Origin of the sequence: Pseudomonas sp. B10 (genome assembly GCF_900156235.1) — a bacterium.
GTDB classification, from domain to species: domain Bacteria; phylum Pseudomonadota; class Gammaproteobacteria; order Pseudomonadales; family Pseudomonadaceae; genus Aquipseudomonas; species Aquipseudomonas siliginis.
In genome coordinates, this window is record NZ_LT707063.1 from 3144663 (window position 1) to 3161499 (window position 16837).

Consider the following 16837-nt stretch of genomic DNA (forward strand, 5'->3'; position numbering starts at 1 on the left):
CAAACCTATACAGCCTTATCAAACCCTGAAGCCTGATAGGCGTGGCCGCCAGTAAAACGGATCAGTATCCTAGGGCGTGTCATTGATCATTACCAGTACCGCGTGGCCGCCTGAAAACGGGCCAGACAAGGCGCAGGCCGCAGGGAATGTGCTTTCCTTGCCAAGGACTGCAACGCAGTATGGCCCGTTTTCAGGCGCCACCCGGAGGGCCGGGCCTGATAGTGTGCAGGGCTGCGTTGCTCGGAGTTTATTTGGAACAACCAAACCACACTCCTCGCGCCTTGCCCTGCACACTATCAGGCGCCGGCGCGGTACTGGTAATGATCAATGACACGCCCTACCTCTCGCCCGCCGACGCTAAGACCAAGCGGGCAGCCCAACAGGTTGAAAAACGAATGAATGCTCTTGCCCGCCGCGCTGCTGGCCTGCTGCTCAGCGCAGTCTGCCTGCCCCTTTCGGCCCTGGCGGCCGACCCGCAACCGACCCATGAATTCACCCTCGACAACGGCCTCAAGGTCGTCGTGCGCGAAGACCATCGTGCGCCGGTGGTCGTTTCGCAGATCTGGTACAAGGTCGGTTCCAGCTACGAAACCCCGGGGCAGACCGGTCTGTCCCACGCGCTTGAGCACATGATGTTCAAGGGCAGCGAAAAAGTCGGCCCCGGCGAAGCTTCGCTGATCCTGCGCGACCTCGGCGCCGAAGAGAACGCGTTCACCAGCGACGACTTCACGGCTTATTACCAGGTGCTGGCCCGCGATCGCCTCGGCGTGGCCTTCGAGCTTGAAGCCGACCGCATGGCCAACCTGCGCCTGCCGGCCGACGAGTTCGCCAAGGAAATCGAAGTCATCAAGGAAGAGCGCCGCCTGCGCACCGATGACAAGCCGATGTCCAAGGCTTACGAGCGCTACAAGGCCATGGCCTACCCGGCCAGCGGTTACCACACGCCGACCATCGGCTGGATGGCTGACCTGGACCGCATTAAAGTCGAGGAACTGCGTCACTGGTACCAATCCTGGTACGCGCCGAACAACGCCACGCTGGTGGTGGTCGGTGACGTCACTCCGGACGAAGTGAAAACCCTCGCCCAGCGCTATTTCGGCCCGGTCGCCAAACGCGACGTGCCACCGGCGAAAAAACCGCTGGAACTGGCCGAGCCCGGCGAACGCCAGATCACCCTGCGCGTGCAGACCCAACTGCCGAGCCTGATGCTTGGCTTCAACGTGCCGAGCATTGCTACCGCTGAAGACAAACGCTCGGTCAACGCCCTGCGCCTGATCTCCGCGCTGCTCGACGGCGGCTACAGCGGGCGCATCCCGACCCAACTGGAGCGTGGCGAAGAGCTGGTCTCCGGCGGCTCGTCGGACTATGACGCCTACACCCGTGGCGACAGCCTGTTCACCCTGTCGGCGACGCCGAACACGCAGAAGAAAAAGAGCATCGCCCAGGCCGAAGCCGGCTTGTGGAAACTGCTTGAGCAACTGAAAACCACCGCGCCGTCTGCCGAAGAGCTGGAACGCGTCCGCGCTCAAGTCATCGCCGGCCTGGTCTACGAGCGTGACTCGATCACCAGCCAGGCCACCGCGATCGGTCAACTGGAAACGGTCGGTCTGTCATGGAAGCTGATGGACACCGAACTGGCCGATCTGGAAAGCGTGACCCCGCAAGACATCCAGAACGCCGCGAAAAAGTATTTCACCCGCGAACGTCTCAGCGTCGCCCACGTCCTGCCTTTGGAGACGACTCATGAGTGAGCGCAAAACCCCACGCCTGATGCTGCTTGGCCTGATTGCTGTCGCGGTGATCGGCTCCGCAGCGGTTTATTTGTCGCCAAGCGCTGACAGCAAGGCCAGCGAAGCACTGGATAACGCCAAGTCCAGCCAGAAACTGCAATCGCTGGCGGAACTCGACGGCAAGGCCCCGGCCAGCCGCAAGCTCGATGTGCAGACCTGGAACACCGCTGAAGGCGCCAAAGTGCTGTTCGTCGAAGCGCATGAGCTGCCGATGTTCGACATGCGCCTGATCTTCGCCGCTGGCAGCAGCCAGGACGGCAACGCGCCCGGCCTCGCGGTGCTGACCAACGCCATGCTCAACGAAGGCATCGCCGGCAAAGACGTCGGCGCTATCGCCCAGGGTTTTGAAGGCCTTGGGGCCGACTTCGGCAACGGTGCGTTCAAGGACATGGCGCTGGCCTCGTTGCGCAGCCTGAGCGCACCCGAGCAGCGTGAACCGGCGTTGAAGCTGTTCGCCGACGTGGTCGGCAAACCGACCTTCCCCGCCGATTCCTTCGCGCGCATCAAGAACCAACTGCTCGCCGGTTTCGAATACCAGAAACAGAACCCCGGCAAACTCGCCAGCCTGGAGCTGATGAAGCGTCTGTATGGCGATCACCCGTACGCGCATTCCAGCGATGGCAATGCGCAGAGCGTGCCGAAGATCACCGTCGCGCAATTGCGCGAGTTTCATGCCAAGGCCTACGCCGCCGGCAATGCGGTGATTGCGCTGGTTGGTGATTTGTCGCGAGCCGAAGCCGAGGCGATCGCTAATCAGGTCTCCTCGGCCCTGCCGAAAGGCCCGGCACTGGCGAAAATCGCCGCACCTCAGGAACCGAAGGCCAGTGTCAACCACATCGAGTTTCCGTCGAAACAGACCAACCTGATGCTCGCGCAACTGGGCATCGATCGCGACGATCCGGATTACGCCGCGCTGTCGCTGGGCAACCAGATCCTCGGCGGCGGTGGTTTCGGTACGCGCCTGATGAGCGAAGTGCGCGAGAAGCGCGGCCTGACCTACGGCGTGTATTCGGCGTTCAGCCCGATGCAGGCCCGTGGGCCGTTCATGATTAACCTGCAGACCCGCGCCGAGATGAGCGAAGGCACCCTGAAACTGGTGCAGGACGTGCTCGCCGACTACCTGAAAACCGGGCCGACACAGAAAGAACTCGACGATGCCAAGCGCGAACTGGCCGGCAGCTTCCCGCTGTCCACCGCGAGCAACGCCGACATCGTTGGCCAATTGGGCGCGATGGGCTTCTATAATCTGCCACTGAGCTATCTCGACGATTTCATGCGGCAGTCGCAGAGCCTGACTGTGGAGCAAGTCCGCGATGCGCTGAACAAACACCTGAGCACGGAGAAAATGGTCATCGTCACCGCTGGCCCGACCGTGCCGCAAAAGCCGTTACCGGCCCCATCTGATAAACCTGCCGAGCAACCGCTCGGGGTTCCGGAGCATTAATGGCAACTCGAGCACCGAAAAAACCTGTGCAAAACGTGCACAACGGCGTGAACCAGCTGCGCATCATTGGCGGCCAGTGGCGCAGCCGCAAGCTGAGCTTTCCCGACGCACCGGGCCTGCGCCCGACCCCGGATCGCGTGCGTGAAACCCTGTTCAACTGGCTCGCGCCCTATGTCGAAGGGGCGAAAGTGCTCGACCCGTTCGCCGGCAGCGGCGCGCTGTTTCTCGAAGCGCTGTCCCGAGGCGCGGCCACGGCCCAGGCGCTGGACGCCAGCAACGTTGCGGTTTCCAGTCTGAAGGAACACCTCGGCACCTTGCGTTGCAGCAACGGCCAAGTACAAACCGCCGACGCGCTGCGCTACCTGGAAACCCAGGCCGCGACGCCGTTCGATCTGGTGTTCCTCGACCCGCCGTTCAACCAGAACCTGTTGCCAGCGGTTTGTACTTTGCTGGAAGAGCGCCAATGGCTCGCGGCCGATTCATGGATCTACACGGAAAGCGAAACAGCGCCATCGACGCTGGGCCTGCCGGGCAACTGGCGCCTGCACCGCGAACAGAAATCCGGTCGTGTGTATTACGCGTTGTGGCAGCGCAGCGCCTGAACCATCCGCACTGCGCTTTAGCGTGCGGTAGATAGTTACCGCACCCAGTGCCTCGCAGTCCGCCACAGTGGTTGCCGCAATCTGCGTTAACCACTGAGGATTTCGCGTATGGATACGCTCTGCAGCCGGATGCTGCTTTTTCTTGGCCTCGCGCCGTTCATGACGCTGGCCGCCACGCCCCCGCCGACTCATCAATTCACCCTGGAAAACGGTTTGCAGGTACTGGTGCGCGAGGATCACCGTGCGCCGCTGGTCACTTCGCATTTGTGGTTCAAGGTCGGCTCGGCAGACGAGGCGCCGGGGCAAGCCGGGCTATCGCACGTTCTTGAACACATGCTCTACAAAGGCAGCCGCAAGACCTGCGCCGGTGAGGCTTCGCGTCTTTTGGAATCCCTGGGTGCCGAAGAAAATGCCTTCACCGCCGAGGACGTCACTGGCTACTACCAGACCTTGTCGCCGCGCTATCTGGGCGTGGTTTTCGAGCTGATGGCCGACCTGATGACGACTGCCGATTTGCACGTCGACGACCTGGAAACCGAACTGGCAGTCATCCGCGAAGAGCGCCAGCTGCGCATTGACGACGATGTCGACGCCGCTGTGCTGGAACACTTCACCAGCCAGGCGCATGTCGCCAACAGCTATCGCACGCCAGTCATCGGCTGGATGCACGACCTGCAGCACGTGGACGCCAAGGAACTTCGCCATTGGTATCAAAGCCGTTATGCGCCGGGCAACGCCGTACTGGTGATCGTCGGCGATGTCACGCTCGCACACGTGCAGCCGCTGGCCGAGCGCTATTTTGGCGCACTCGCACATCGTCCCGTGCCGCGCCTGTTACGGCCCGTGGAGCTGAAAGTGCCGGGCGAGCGCAAACTGACCTTGCAGCGCAATGTCCCAGCAGAGCGGTTGCTGATGGCTTTCAATCTGCCCGGACTGGCCACGGCCAAAGACCTGCACACCGTGCACGCCCTGCGCCTGATCAACGCGATACTCGGCGGCGCACATGGCGCGCGCCTGCAAAAGAAACTGATTTTCACCGACCGCGTTCTCAATCGTGTCGACACTCACTACGACGAACGGACGCGCGGCGACAGCCTGCTGCTGTTGACTGCCGAGCTGGCCGATCCGCCGCTGACCGATCTTGAAGGTGCGCAAGCGCGGGTGTGGGAGCAGATCGAAACGTTGCGCACCACACCACCGTCGCCGGAAGAGCTCGAGCGGGCACGCACGCAACTGATTGCGCAGCAGGTGTATGCCCGCGATTCGATTCAGGAACAGGCGCGTCAGCTGGCCAGGTTCCAGGCCATCGGCTTGCCTTGGCGAATACTCGATGAAGATGCCGCTGCATTGGCGAAAGTGACGCCGCAACAGATCCGCGAAGTGGCCGCCACGTGGCTGACCCCCGAGCGTCTCAGCGTTGCCCACGTGCGCAAGGTGGACGTCCGATGAGCAGGTTCTCAAGGCGCACGGGGTTGGTCCTGATGTGGCTGTCGGCTGCGGCGGCTTGCGCTGATGGTCAGCCTGAACAAGCGCGGACATCGCGCCTGCAATCGCTCAGCGAAGTCCAGGCGCTGGAAATCAAGCCGCGCGCATTGCAGATCAGGGGCTGGAAAACCCTGACCGGCACCAAGGTGCTGTTCGTGCGCACGAGCGATCTGCCGATGTTCGATATTCACGTCAGCTTCGCCGCAGGCAGCGCCCGCGACGGTAGCCTGCCGGGCCTGGCTGCCACGACCTTTTCCATGCTCAATGAAGGTATCCCCGGCAAGGATTTGTCCGCCATCGTCGAAACCTTCGACGGGCTCGGCGCGCAATGGGAAATGGACATCGATCACGACCGCGCCGTGTTCTCCCTGCGCAGCCTCAGCGATCCGGCCAAGCGCCTACCGGCGATGGATCTGTTGACGCGAATATTCAGCGAGCCATCGCTCAGCGCCCAGCGCCTGCCGCCAGTGAAAAACGAACTGCGCGCCGCGCTCATCGCAGAGCAAGGCGATGCCGCGGGTCTGGCCTCGCAGAGCATCAAGGCACTGCTTGCGCCGGACAGCCCGTACAGCCTTCCGGTCTATGGCACGCAATGGGGCCTCAATGCCGTGACCCGGGCCGCCGTGGAGGACTTCCATCGCCGCTATTACGCTGCCCGACATGCGCAAATCACCCTGGTCGGCGACCTCACTCTGGACCTGGCACAAGCGATCAGCCTGCAGATCAGCAATGCCCTGCCCAAGCCTCCTGACGCGCTGGTGTCTTCAGCAATGGCAACACCCGGAAACGTCCAGTCCAGTCACCTGGAACTGAATCAACTGCAGACCCACATTGCCTTTGCCCAAATCAGCGTGCCGCGACGACATGCCGATCACGCCGCCTTGTACGCCGCCAGTCAGATTCTCGCCGGAGGCAGCAACAGTCGGTTGATGAATGAACTGCGGCACAAGCGCGGACAGGTTTATGACGTGTATGGCGCGAGCGTCAATTGGGCTGGTGGCGCCGGGTTGCTGACCGTCACCTTGCAGACCGGTAGCTCCATGAGCGACAGCACCGTCGCTTTGGTGCGCTCGATGCTCAATGATTTTCTTCGGCAAGGGCCGACCGCCCCGGAACTCGAGCACCTCAAGCGCAGGCTGGCCAACAGAAATGTGCTCACCAGCGCCAGCAACCGGCACATTCTGGCCAGACTCGTGGAGATCAACCGCTACGACTTGCCGCTCGATCTGGATTACACAATGCAACAAGTGCAGAAGCTGACGGTGGACGACATCAAACTCGCTATGAACCGTCACTTGTCTGTTGATCGCTGGGTGTCGGTTACGGTCGGCCCCAGTGTCGAGCAACAGCCACTGCCTGGAGCGGAGGTTGCGCCGATCGGTCAGGCTGAAGAGGACATGTGTCGCGCCGACCCGGGCTTTGTGGCAAGTTAGGCGCTTTCGTTGAGAAGCGACAGCCCGCCCTGTGCGCCGGTCGCTTTACGCAAGACCTGTCGAGATTTGCCGTGCATTCACCGTCCCCGCTTCCCGTCTCGCGTTTCGTTCCGGCCTTCGGCCTCGGCAATCCGCATCTGCAAACCCTGTGGGGTCCGCTGTGGCGCAAGACCGTGCACATCGAGCGCGAACGCGAACGCCTGTGGCTCGAGGACGGCGACTTCCTCGACCTCGACTGGCACGGCCCGCACAGCGCCGAGGCGCCGTTGGTACTGGTGCTGCACGGTTTGACCGGTTCTTCCAATTCGCCCTATGTGGCGGGCATCCAAAAGGCCTTGGCCGATCAGGGCTGGGCCAGCGTCGCGCTGAACTGGCGCGGTTGTTCCGGCGAGCCGAATCTGTTGCCGCGCAGCTACCACTCCGGCGCCAGCGAAGACCTTGCCGAAGCCATCCAGCACCTGCGCGCGAAACGACCGTTGGCGCCGTTGTACGCGGTCGGTTATTCGCTGGGCGGTAATGTGCTGCTCAAGCATCTCGGTGAAACCGGCAGCGACAGCGGTGTGCTCGGCGCGGTGGCGGTGTCGGTACCGTTCAGGCTCGATCAATGTGCCGATCGTATCGGCCAGGGGTTTTCGCGGGTTTATCAGGCGCATTTCATGCGCGAAATGGTCGCCTACATCAAAAACAAGCAGCGCCAGTTCCAGCATGACGGGCGCGAAGACGGCCTGGCGAAACTGGCCGCGCTCGGCTCGCTGGAAAACATGCGTACGTTTTGGGATTTCGACGGCCGGGTTACCGCGCCATTGCACGGTTTCAATGACGCCGAGGATTACTACCGCCGCGCCTCGAGCCGCTACTACCTCGGCGAGATCCGCACGCCGACGCTGATCATTCAGGCGGCGGACGATCCGTTTGTATTTCCCCACAGCCTGCCGCAAGCCGATGAGTTGTCAGCCTGCACCCGGTTCGAATTGCAGGCGCGTGGCGGTCATGTCGGCTTCGTCGACGGCTCGTTTCGCCGGCCCGGGTATTACCTGGAGCGGCGTGTCCCGCAATGGCTGGCCGCACTCGGTCATTGAGCGCCGCAGGGCCCTTGCAGGAGTGAGCCTGCTCGCGATGGCGGTGGGTCAGTCTGGAAATTCAATGCCTGACAGGACGCCTTCGCGAGCAGGCTCGCTCCCACAGGGATTTGTGTCGGCATGAAAATGCATGGCACAACCTGATTCAATGTGGGAGCGAGCCTGCTCGCGAATGCGGTGGGTCAGGTGGCATTTAACTCACAGACATACCGCCATCGCGAGCAGGCTCACTCCTACAGAGAGATCGCTGTGTTTATTCGCCCGTGGCAATGCCGCGCGACGGTTCGTTGATCCACTCGCTCCACGATCCGGCATACAGCGCCCCCAGCGGGTAGCCAGCCAGGCACAGTGCAAACAGGTTGTGACACGCCGTCACCCCGGACCCGCAGTAGGCGACCAGTTCCGACGGTGAGCGATCGCCCAGTTTCGCGGCAAAGCGCTGCTTGAGCTGCTCGGCCGGCAAAAACCGTCCATCACTGCCGAGGTTGTCGGTGAACGCCGCGCACTGCGCGCCGGGAATATGCCCGGCGACCGGATCGATCGGTTCCACTTCGCCCTTGAAGCGCGGCAAGGCGCGGGCGTCGAGCAGGGTCAGGGTTGGCTGGCCGAGGCGTTGTTGCAGTTGCTCGGCGCTGAGCAACAGGCTCATGTCCGGCTGACCACTGAAGCTGCTCGGCGTCACGCTCGGCGGATCCAGGCTCAGCGGCAGGCCGGCGGCGTGCCAGGCTTTGAGCCCGCCATCGAGAATGAATACGCCGTCGCGCTTGCCCAGCCAAGCCAGCAACCACCACGCCCGCGCCGCGTATGCACCCGGGCCGTCGTCGTACAAAACCACATCGCTGTCGTTGCTGATGCCCCAGGCTTGCAGGCGTTCGATCAACACCGCCGGCTCGGGCAACGGATGACGCCCGGTAACGCCCTTCTCGACTTTACCGCTCAGATCCCGTTCCAGATCGGCGAAACTCGCCCCGGCAATATGCCCTTCGGCGTAGCTGCGCTGGCCGTAATCCGGATCTTCGAGGGCAAAACGACAATCGAGAATCACCAGCCCCGGCTGCTCTTTGCGAGCGTCCAAAGCTTGTGGGCTGATCAACTGCGCAATCGACATAACGGGCTCCTGTGGAATTCGGCTGAACGGTTTATTTCACGTCTTCAAGGGCCTGCGCCAGCGGCACATAGAACTCGTCGAACAGTGCGTTGACTTCATCCCGCGCCTGATCGGTAACAAACCCTGCTTCCAGCACCAGCACCTGGTACACGCCACGCTTCACGGCCTGTTCGCTGAGGTGGTTGGAGTTTTCCCGCGTGGTGCACAGAAAACGCACCCACGAGGTCAGGATGATCCACGCATTGAGGGTCAGCGATTCGATTTGCACGCGATCCATTTTCAGAATGCCGGCGGCGACGAAGCCTTCGTAGATCGCCGCGCCCTGGATCACGCAGCGCTGGGAGAAGCGCCGATAACGCGCGGCCAGTTCCGCATCGCTGTCGAGCAGATGCTCGAGGTCGCGATGCAGAAAACGGTAGCGCCACATGGCCGAGAGCAGTTCCTTGAGATAGAAACGCTTGTCTTCGACGGTCGCCGGGCGACCCTGAGGCGGACGCAAAAAGCTGTCCACCAAGGCTTCGTACTCACTGAACAACACGGCGATGATCGCCTGCTTGTTGGGGAAGTGGTAGTACAGGTTGCCCGGAGAAATCTCCATGTGCGCGGCGATGTGGTTGGTGCTGACGCTGCGCTCGCCCTGCTGATTGAACAGCTCCAGGCTGTTCTGAACGATGCGCTCGCTGGTTTTTATTCGTGGGGCCATGGCTTGAGCTTTAATTCAGAGTGCGTTGACGGCGCATCTTACGACCTAACCGGAAATGGATAAAACCTTGCCGTGCACGGAAGTCGTTTGACTTTCTAGAGCATAGACTCTAAAAAGTGCTCACTACAATAAAATCCGGAGCCCGCGATGACTGCCGACATTGCCTACCTGCAAACGCTGCAACAGCCTCTTGAAACCCTCGATCGGCAGTTCCAGGCACAACGGGCCGCGTACGCCGCCAACCCGATGCCACCGGCCGCGCAACGTCAGCAATGGCTCAAGGCTTTGCGCGATCTGCTCAGCGCTGAGCGGCAGGCATTGATCGATGCGATCAGCGCCGATTTCAGTCACCGCAGCGCCGACGAAACCCTGCTCGCCGAACTGATGCCGAGCCTGCACGGCATTCACTACGCCAGCCGTCACCTGAAAAAATGGATGAAGCCGTCGCGGCGCAAGGTCGGCGTGGCGTTCCAGCCTGCTTCGGCAAAGGTGGTTTACCAGCCGCTGGGCGTGGTCGGTGTGATCGTGCCGTGGAACTACCCGCTGTATCTGGCCGTAGGGCCGATGGTCGGCGCCCTGGCAGCGGGCAATCGGGTGATGCTCAAGCTCAGCGAATCGACCCCGGCCACCGGGCTGCTGCTCAAAGAGCTGCTCGCGCGGATCTTTCCCGAAGACCTGGTTTGTGTAGTGCTGGGCGAAGCGGATGTCGGTGTAGCGTTCTCGCGGTTGCCGTTCGATCACCTGCTGTTCACCGGTTCCACCAGCGTCGGCAAACACGTCATGCGCGCTGCAGCGGAAAACCTGACGCCAGTGACGCTGGAACTGGGCGGCAAGTCCCCAGCCATTGTCTCCACAGACGTACCGCTCAAGGACGCCGCCGAACGCATCGCTTTTGGCAAAACTCTCAATGCCGGGCAGACCTGCGTCGCGCCCGACTATGTGCTGGTGCCGGAAGACCGCGTCGGCGCCTTCGTCGAGGCCTACCGTCAGGCTGTGAAAGGCTTCTACCCAACGCTGGCCGACAACGCCGACTACACCGCGATCATCAACGAACGCCAACTGGCCCGGCTGAACGGTTACGTCAGCGACGCGACCAGCAAGGGCGCGCTGCTGATCCCGCTGTTCGAACAAGGCCAGGGCCGACGCATGCCGCACAGCGTGCTGCTCAATGTCAGCGATGAGATGACCGTGATGCAGGACGAGATTTTCGGCCCGTTGCTGCCGATCGTGCCTTATCGCGATCTGGAGCAGGCATTCGCTTACATCAATCAGCGGCCTCGTCCTCTGGCTCTTTACTACTTTGGCTACGACAAACGCGAACAGCACCGCGTACTGCACGAGACCCATTCCGGCGGCGTATGCCTGAACGACACCTTGTTGCATGTCGCTCAGGACGATATGCCCTTCGGTGGCATCGGCCCCTCGGGCATGGGCCATTACCACGGCCACGAAGGTTTCCTGACCTTCAGCAAGGCCAAGGGCGTGCTGATCAAACAGCGCTTCAACGCGGCCCGGCTGATCTACCCGCCCTACGGCACATCGATTCAGAAACTGATTCAGAAGCTGTTCATTCGCTAAACGTTCGTCGACGCCGGGTAATAAAAACAATGCACCCAAGCCTGACCGAAACACCTGCCCTGTCGCGCCGTGGCCTGCTGAAATTCAGCCTCGGCGCCAGCGCGTTTCTCGCCACCGCCGGCCTTGGCGCCAGCCTCACTGGCTGCTCGTCGAGCATCAGCGCCAACGGCTTTGTCGTTTTGCGCGACGGCGATCTACTGTTCCTGCGTGCGCTGATCCCGGTGATGCTCGACGGCGCCGTTGCCACCGGGGAAATGCCCGCGGCGGTCGACGGCACGCTGAAGTCGCTGGACTACAGCCTCGATCACGTGTCGGCGGAAATGCTCAAGCTCACTCGGCAACTGTTCGATGTGCTGGGCATGGCCGTGACCCGTGGCCCGCTTACCGGCATCTGGGGCAGTTGGGAAAACGCCAGCCCTGAAGCGATGCGGCATTTCCTCGAACGCTGGGAGAACAGTTCATTGAGCTTGCTGCGCATGGGCCATAGCTCATTGCAGCAGATGGTGATGATGGCCTGGTACACCCGCGCCGAATCCTGGGCGCATTGCGGTTATCCCGGGCCGCCTAAGGTCTGAAACCGGGGGGCGGTCTTCGCGAGCAGGCTCGCTCCCACATTTGAAATGCATGTCCCTGTGGGAGCGAGCCTGCTCGCGAAGGGGCCAACTGCATCACCTCAGCATCCAGAATAATAAAGAGAACCTGACCGATGCCCGTACCCGATCCCTTCCGCGAAGGCCTCGCCCGAGGCTGGAAAACCTACAACGGCGCGCAACTGAGCGACGACCTCACCCTCGAAGCCGACGTGGCGATCATCGGCAGTGGCGCCGGCGGCGGCACCACGGCGGAGATCCTCAGCGCGGCCGGCTACAAAGTCCTGCTGATCGAAGAAGGCCCGCTGAAGACCAGTTCGGATTTCAAACTGCTCGAAGACGAGGCCTACAGCAGCCTCTATCAGGAAGGCATCGGGCGCATGAGCAAGGACGGCGCGATCACGATCCTGCAGGGCCGCGCGGTCGGCGGCACGACGCTGATCAACTGGACCTCGAGCTTCCGCACACCCGAGCCGACCCTCGAACACTGGGCCAGCGAGCACAACGTCAAAGGCCATAGTCCGGCAGAAATGGCGCCGTGGTTCGAAAAAATGGAGCAGCGCCTCGGGGTCGCGCCGTGGATGGTGCCACCCAACGCCAATAATGACGTGATCCGCAAAGGCTGCGAGCACCTCGGCTACAGCTGGCACGTGATCCCGCGCAACGTTCGCGGTTGTTGGAATCTCGGCTATTGCGGCATGGGCTGCCCGAGCAACGCCAAGCAATCGATGATGGTCACGACCATCCCGGCGACGCTGGAAAAGGGCGGTGAGCTGCTGTATCTCGCGCGGGTGGAGAAACTGCTGATCAGTGGCGACAAGGTCACCGGCCTGCATTGCGTGGCGATGGACGAACGCTGCGTCGAGCCGACCGGGCGCAGCATCACCGTCAAGGCGCGGCATTACGTGCTGGCCGGCGGCGGCATCAACAGCCCGGCGCTGTTGCTGCGCTCCGACGCACCGGATCCGCATGAGCGCATCGGCAAGCGCACCTTTCTGCACCCGGTGAACATGTCCGCCGCGCGTTTCGCCGAGGTGGTCAATCCGTTTTACGGCGCGCCGCAGTCGATCTACTCCGACCATTTTCAATGGAAGGACGGCACCACCGGGCCGATGGCGTTCAAACTTGAAGTGCCACCGCTGCACCCGGCGCTGGCGGCCACGTTGCTGGGTGGTTTCGGCCGGGAGAACGCCCAGCACATGGCCGACCTGCCGCACACCCACGCGATGCTGGCGCTGCTGCGCGATGGCTTTCACCCGGACAGCAGCGGTGGCTCGGTGGAGCTGCGCGGTGATGGCTCGCCGGTGCTCGACTATCAGGTTTCGCAATACGCCTGGGACGGTTTGCGCCGGGCCTTTCACGTCATGGCCGAAATCCAGTTCGCCGGCGGCGCGCAATCGGTGATGCCGATGCACGCCGACGGCCGCTATGTGAAGACACTGGCCGAGGCGCGCTCAATGATCGATGGATTGAGCCTGGAGCTGTACCGCACGCGACTGGGCAGTGCCCACGTGATGGGTGGTTGTGCGATGGGTGAAGATCCGAAAAGCGCGGTCGCTGACAGCCTCGGCCGCCATCATCAACTGCGCAATCTGTCGATTCACGATGGCTCGCTGTTCCCCACCAGCATCGGCGCCAACCCGCAGCTGTCGGTGTATGGCCTGACCGCGCAACTGGCGACAGCCTTGGCTGACCGACTGAAAAATCCATGAAAAAGCAGAATATTCCTATCGTCTATAGTGCTTTCTTACCCAACAGGCGACTTGGCCGACCGGGAAGGCTGCGATACCATCCGACTCCCCAACGGACTCCCGCCAGGACGACGCGATGAACCGAGTGTTGTACCCAGGTACCTTCGACCCTATTACCAAGGGCCATGGCGATCTGGTCGAACGCGCCTCGCGCCTGTTCGATCACGTGATCATTGCGGTCGCCGCCAGCCCGAAAAAGAACCCGCTGTTCCCGCTGGAACAACGGGTCGAACTGGCTCGCGAGGTCACCAAACACCTGCCTAACGTGGAAGTGGTCGGTTTCTCGACGCTGCTCGCGCATTTCGCCAAAGAGCAGAACGCCAATGTGTTCCTGCGTGGTCTGCGCGCGGTGTCGGACTTCGAATACGAATTCCAGCTGGCCAACATGAACCGCCAACTGGCGCCGGATGTGGAGAGCCTGTTTCTCACACCGTCGGAGCGTTATTCGTTCATTTCCTCGACGCTGGTGCGGGAGATTGCCGCGCTGGGCGGCGATATCAGCAAGTTCGTCCACCCGGCCGTGGCCGACGCGCTGACCCTGCGCTTCAAGAAGTAGGAACTGCCGCAGGCTGCGATCCTTTCGTTTTTGGATCGCAGCCAAAGAGTGCCCTTGATCGCCCCCGCGTGCACTGCAAGCGCCAATGCGGCACAATTGCGCGCATTGATTTATAGCGCCCGGGCCTGCCGCCCCGGCTGGAGTTAGCATGTCCCTGATCATCACCGACGATTGCATCAACTGCGACGTCTGCGAACCCGAGTGCCCGAACGCCGCCATTTCCCAAGGCGAAGAGATCTACGTGATCGACCCGAACCTGTGCACCCAGTGCGTCGGCCACTACGACGAGCCGCAGTGCCAGCAGGTCTGCCCGGTGGATTGCATTCCACTGGACGAAGCCCATCCGGAGACTGAAGAACAGTTGATGGAGAAGTACCGCAAGATTACCGGCAAGGCCTGATCTTTTCAGTGCCAGTCCGGCCCTCTTCGCGAGCAGGCTCGCTCCCACATTTGCAATGCATTCTCCTGTGGGAGCGAGCCTGCTCGCGAATGGGCCATCAGCCACACCCCTGAAACCCGATCAGCTCACTCGCGCTGCTCGAACCCCTCCCCCGTACACCCCAGACACCGCACAAACGCCGCTTTCGCCGGGTCTACCACCAGCGCCTGACCGGCATCGCCGACCCCGCCGCCGAGCGCGGTAAACGGCAACGACACCACAAACGCTCCCGCACCGATCACCGTGGCCACCACCAGCAAAGGTCGGGCAATCAGCAGGTCGCCAAGCATGGCGTAGGCCGGGGGATTCTGGATGGTGTAACGCGGATCACCGCTGCCGGTTTCCGAGGCCTGAACGGCCAGGCTGGAACACAACAGCAGCGTGACGAAGAAGACTTGCAGGACTTTCATGGCACGATCCTTCGGGCTGAGCAGTGAGACTTCTCACTATAGACCCAAGGATTTTTCAGGTCTGGCAGCGCGGGCAAAACACGCTGGCGCGCTGGCCGAGCTTCACTTCGCGCAGGCCGGTGCCGCAGACCTTGCAGTGCTGCCCTCCCCGGCCGTAGACAAACAGTTCCTGCTGAAAGTATCCCGGCTGACCGTCACCGCCAATGAAATCGCGCAATGTCGTGCCGCCACGCTCAATGGCGGCGGCAAGGATGCGTTTGATCTCGATCGCCAGTTTCAAGTAACGCCCGCGGGAAATGCCCCCGGCTTCGCGGCGCGGGTCGATGCCGGCGGCGAACAGCGCTTCGGTCGCGTAGATATTGCCCACCCCGACCACCACCGCGTTATCCATGATGAACGGCTTGACCGCCATTGAGCGCCCGCGTGACAGCTGGAACAGGCGCTCGCCATCGAACAGATCGGTCAGCGGCTCCGGCCCGAGGCGAATCAGCAATTCGTGATTGAGCGGGTCGTTGCTCCACAGCATCGCACCGAACCGTCGCGGGTCGGTGTAGCGCAGGGCCAGACCCGATTCCAGTTCGATATCGACGTGCTCGTGCTTCAACGCCGGCAACCCGGCCTCGACCAGACGCAGATTGCCGGACATGCCCAAATGGCTGATCAGCGTGCCGATCTCGGCGTTGATCAACAGGTACTTGGCGCGCCGCTCGACCAGCACGATGCGCTGCCCGGACAGACGCACATCGAGGTCTTCGGGGATCGGCCAGCGCAGGCGCCGGTCGCGGACGATGACCCGGCTGACCCGCTGGCCTTCCAGGTGCGGGGCGATCCCGCGACGGGTGGTTTCGACTTCCGGCAGTTCAGGCATGTTGTCCTCGGATCAATGCGCGCCGAGGTCGCGAATCGTTTGTTTGAGTGTTTCGAAGTCGTAGTCCGACAGACCGACGTAATCGAGCACCAGCGGGCCGACCGCGTTCCACTCGAAATCTTCGCTCTGGTTGCCCAGCACGCGATAAGAGGCGCAGATGTGCTCGGCCATTTTCAGAATCGCCAGCAAGTTTTTCAGCTGGCTGTTCTTCGACGATTCGTCGCTGAAAATCGCCAGCGCGTTGTGGTGGTTGGCGATGGCGGCGCTGACATGCTCCGGCAGGCGCCAGGACTTGGCCGTGTAGTAACCGACCACGGCGTGGTTGGTGTTGAACACACGGTTTTCCGTATCGACCACGCGGCATTCCGGGCTGGCGCTGGCGTAGGCCTCTTCCAGCACGGTCATGTAATTGGGGAAACGCTGCAGCATCAATGGCACGCCGCAATCGTGGAACAGGCCCAACGCATAGGCTTCGTCACCGGCCTGGGTGCCGATGCGCTTGGCCAGGGTCAGGCAGGTCATCGCCACATCCTGCGCGGTGTCCCAGAAACGATTGAGGGTGACGATGGTGTCGTCGTTCATCTCGCCCTTGATCGACTGCGCGTTGATCAGGTTGATGATCGAGCGGCTGCCCAACAGGTTCACCGCACGCTGGATCGAGGTGATCTTGTTGCTCAGGCCGTAATACGGCGAGTTGACGATTTTCAGCAGCGCGCCGGACAGGCCGGGATCCTGGGAGATCAGCTTGGCGATCACCTCCAGGTCCGGGTCGGGCATGTACTGCTCCATTTGCAGATCCACCATGATCTGCGGTTGCGCCGGCACACTGATGCCTTGCAGCGATTGTTGAATCTGTTCGGTGGTCAGTTCTTGGGACATAAGTACACACTCCGGGGCAGGCGGCGATTCTAACCGCTGAAACGGCAGGGCGACACACCGATGGGCACATCGTCGGAACTTTCATCTGTGCCCAGGCTTCGGAATCTGTAGGGCGCATCGGA

16 protein-coding genes are annotated in these 16837 nt (G+C 62.0%); 11 read left to right on the forward strand and 5 right to left on the reverse strand.

Translation table 11 applies throughout. The annotated features are described in order from the left end of the window. Positions 1–395: 395 nt before the first annotated feature. The 6 genes from BXA01_RS14300 (at position 396) to BXA01_RS14325 (ending at position 7833) form a co-directional block, all read left to right on the forward strand. Complete coding sequence (locus BXA01_RS14300) at positions 396–1751, forward strand: M16 family metallopeptidase (protein ID WP_076564443.1); 1356 nt, start codon at positions 396–398, stop codon at positions 1749–1751. Beyond that, positions 1744–3234, forward strand: coding sequence for a M16 family metallopeptidase (locus tag BXA01_RS14305; RefSeq protein WP_076564444.1), 1491 nt, complete (start codon positions 1744–1746; stop codon positions 3232–3234). The genes BXA01_RS14300 and BXA01_RS14305 overlap by 8 nt, the downstream gene beginning before the upstream one ends. Next, positions 3234–3836 (forward strand): 16S rRNA (guanine(966)-N(2))-methyltransferase RsmD, encoded by a 603-nt coding sequence (rsmD, locus tag BXA01_RS14310; protein ID WP_041476826.1) that lies wholly within the window; start codon positions 3234–3236, stop codon positions 3834–3836. The genes BXA01_RS14305 and rsmD overlap by 1 nt, the downstream gene beginning before the upstream one ends. Before the next feature lie 108 nt (positions 3837–3944). Then, on the forward strand, positions 3945–5285 hold the full coding sequence (locus BXA01_RS14315; RefSeq protein WP_076564445.1) for a M16 family metallopeptidase: 1341 nt from the start codon (positions 3945–3947) through the stop codon (positions 5283–5285). Beyond that, positions 5282–6754, forward strand: coding sequence for a M16 family metallopeptidase (locus BXA01_RS14320; protein ID WP_076564446.1), 1473 nt, complete (start codon positions 5282–5284; stop codon positions 6752–6754). Before BXA01_RS14315 ends, BXA01_RS14320 begins: the two co-directional genes overlap by 4 nt. A gap of 71 nt (positions 6755–6825) precedes the next feature. After that, a complete protein-coding gene (locus BXA01_RS14325; protein ID WP_076564447.1) occupies positions 6826–7833 on the forward strand; it encodes a hydrolase in 1008 nt (335 codons plus the stop codon). A 253-nt stretch (positions 7834–8086) separates the two neighbouring features. On the opposite strand, the gene BXA01_RS14330 is transcribed toward BXA01_RS14325, so the two are convergent. Next, the gene (locus BXA01_RS14330; RefSeq protein WP_076564448.1) at positions 8087–8941 is read right to left on the reverse strand and encodes a sulfurtransferase; all 855 of its coding nucleotides are present in this window, start codon (positions 8939–8941) and stop codon (positions 8087–8089) included. A gap of 31 nt (positions 8942–8972) precedes the next feature. After that, the gene (locus tag BXA01_RS14335; RefSeq protein ID WP_016772708.1) at positions 8973–9644 is read right to left on the reverse strand and encodes a TetR/AcrR family transcriptional regulator; all 672 of its coding nucleotides are present in this window, start codon (positions 9642–9644) and stop codon (positions 8973–8975) included. A 147-nt stretch (positions 9645–9791) separates the two neighbouring features. Between BXA01_RS14335 and BXA01_RS14340 the strand changes: the two genes are divergently transcribed. From BXA01_RS14340 to BXA01_RS14360, 5 genes are all read left to right on the forward strand, one after another. After that, a complete protein-coding gene (locus BXA01_RS14340) occupies positions 9792–11222 on the forward strand; it encodes a coniferyl aldehyde dehydrogenase (RefSeq protein ID WP_076564449.1) in 1431 nt (476 codons plus the stop codon). A 29-nt stretch (positions 11223–11251) separates the two neighbouring features. After that, on the forward strand, positions 11252–11797 hold the full coding sequence (locus BXA01_RS14345; RefSeq protein ID WP_076564450.1) for a twin-arginine translocation pathway signal protein: 546 nt from the start codon (positions 11252–11254) through the stop codon (positions 11795–11797). Positions 11798–11928: 131 nt separating this feature from the next. Then, positions 11929–13524 carry a GMC family oxidoreductase gene (locus BXA01_RS14350; protein WP_076564451.1) on the forward strand — a complete coding sequence of 532 codons (1596 nt, stop codon included), beginning with the start codon at positions 11929–11931 and terminating at the stop codon, positions 13522–13524. 115 nt (positions 13525–13639) lie between these two features. Further along, complete coding sequence (coaD, locus tag BXA01_RS14355) at positions 13640–14119, forward strand: pantetheine-phosphate adenylyltransferase (RefSeq protein ID WP_003229157.1); 480 nt, start codon at positions 13640–13642, stop codon at positions 14117–14119. A gap of 148 nt (positions 14120–14267) precedes the next feature. Then, positions 14268–14519 carry a YfhL family 4Fe-4S dicluster ferredoxin gene (locus BXA01_RS14360; protein ID WP_003195146.1) on the forward strand — a complete coding sequence of 84 codons (252 nt, stop codon included), beginning with the start codon at positions 14268–14270 and terminating at the stop codon, positions 14517–14519. 125 nt (positions 14520–14644) lie between these two features. Here the strand turns inward: BXA01_RS14360 and BXA01_RS14365 are convergent, their stop codons facing one another. From BXA01_RS14365 to BXA01_RS14375, 3 genes are read right to left on the reverse strand one after another with little or no spacing between them, the layout of a single operon-like run. Beyond that, positions 14645–14968 (reverse strand): multidrug transporter, encoded by a 324-nt coding sequence (locus BXA01_RS14365; protein ID WP_076564452.1) that lies wholly within the window; start codon positions 14966–14968, stop codon positions 14645–14647. A 55-nt stretch (positions 14969–15023) separates the two neighbouring features. Next, positions 15024–15836, reverse strand: coding sequence for a bifunctional DNA-formamidopyrimidine glycosylase/DNA-(apurinic or apyrimidinic site) lyase (gene mutM, locus BXA01_RS14370; protein ID WP_016772703.1), 813 nt, complete (start codon positions 15834–15836; stop codon positions 15024–15026). 12 nt (positions 15837–15848) lie between these two features. Further along, positions 15849–16661 carry an HDOD domain-containing protein gene (locus BXA01_RS14375; protein ID WP_161984078.1) on the reverse strand — a complete coding sequence of 271 codons (813 nt, stop codon included), beginning with the start codon at positions 16659–16661 and terminating at the stop codon, positions 15849–15851. Positions 16662–16837 lie beyond the last annotated feature (176 nt).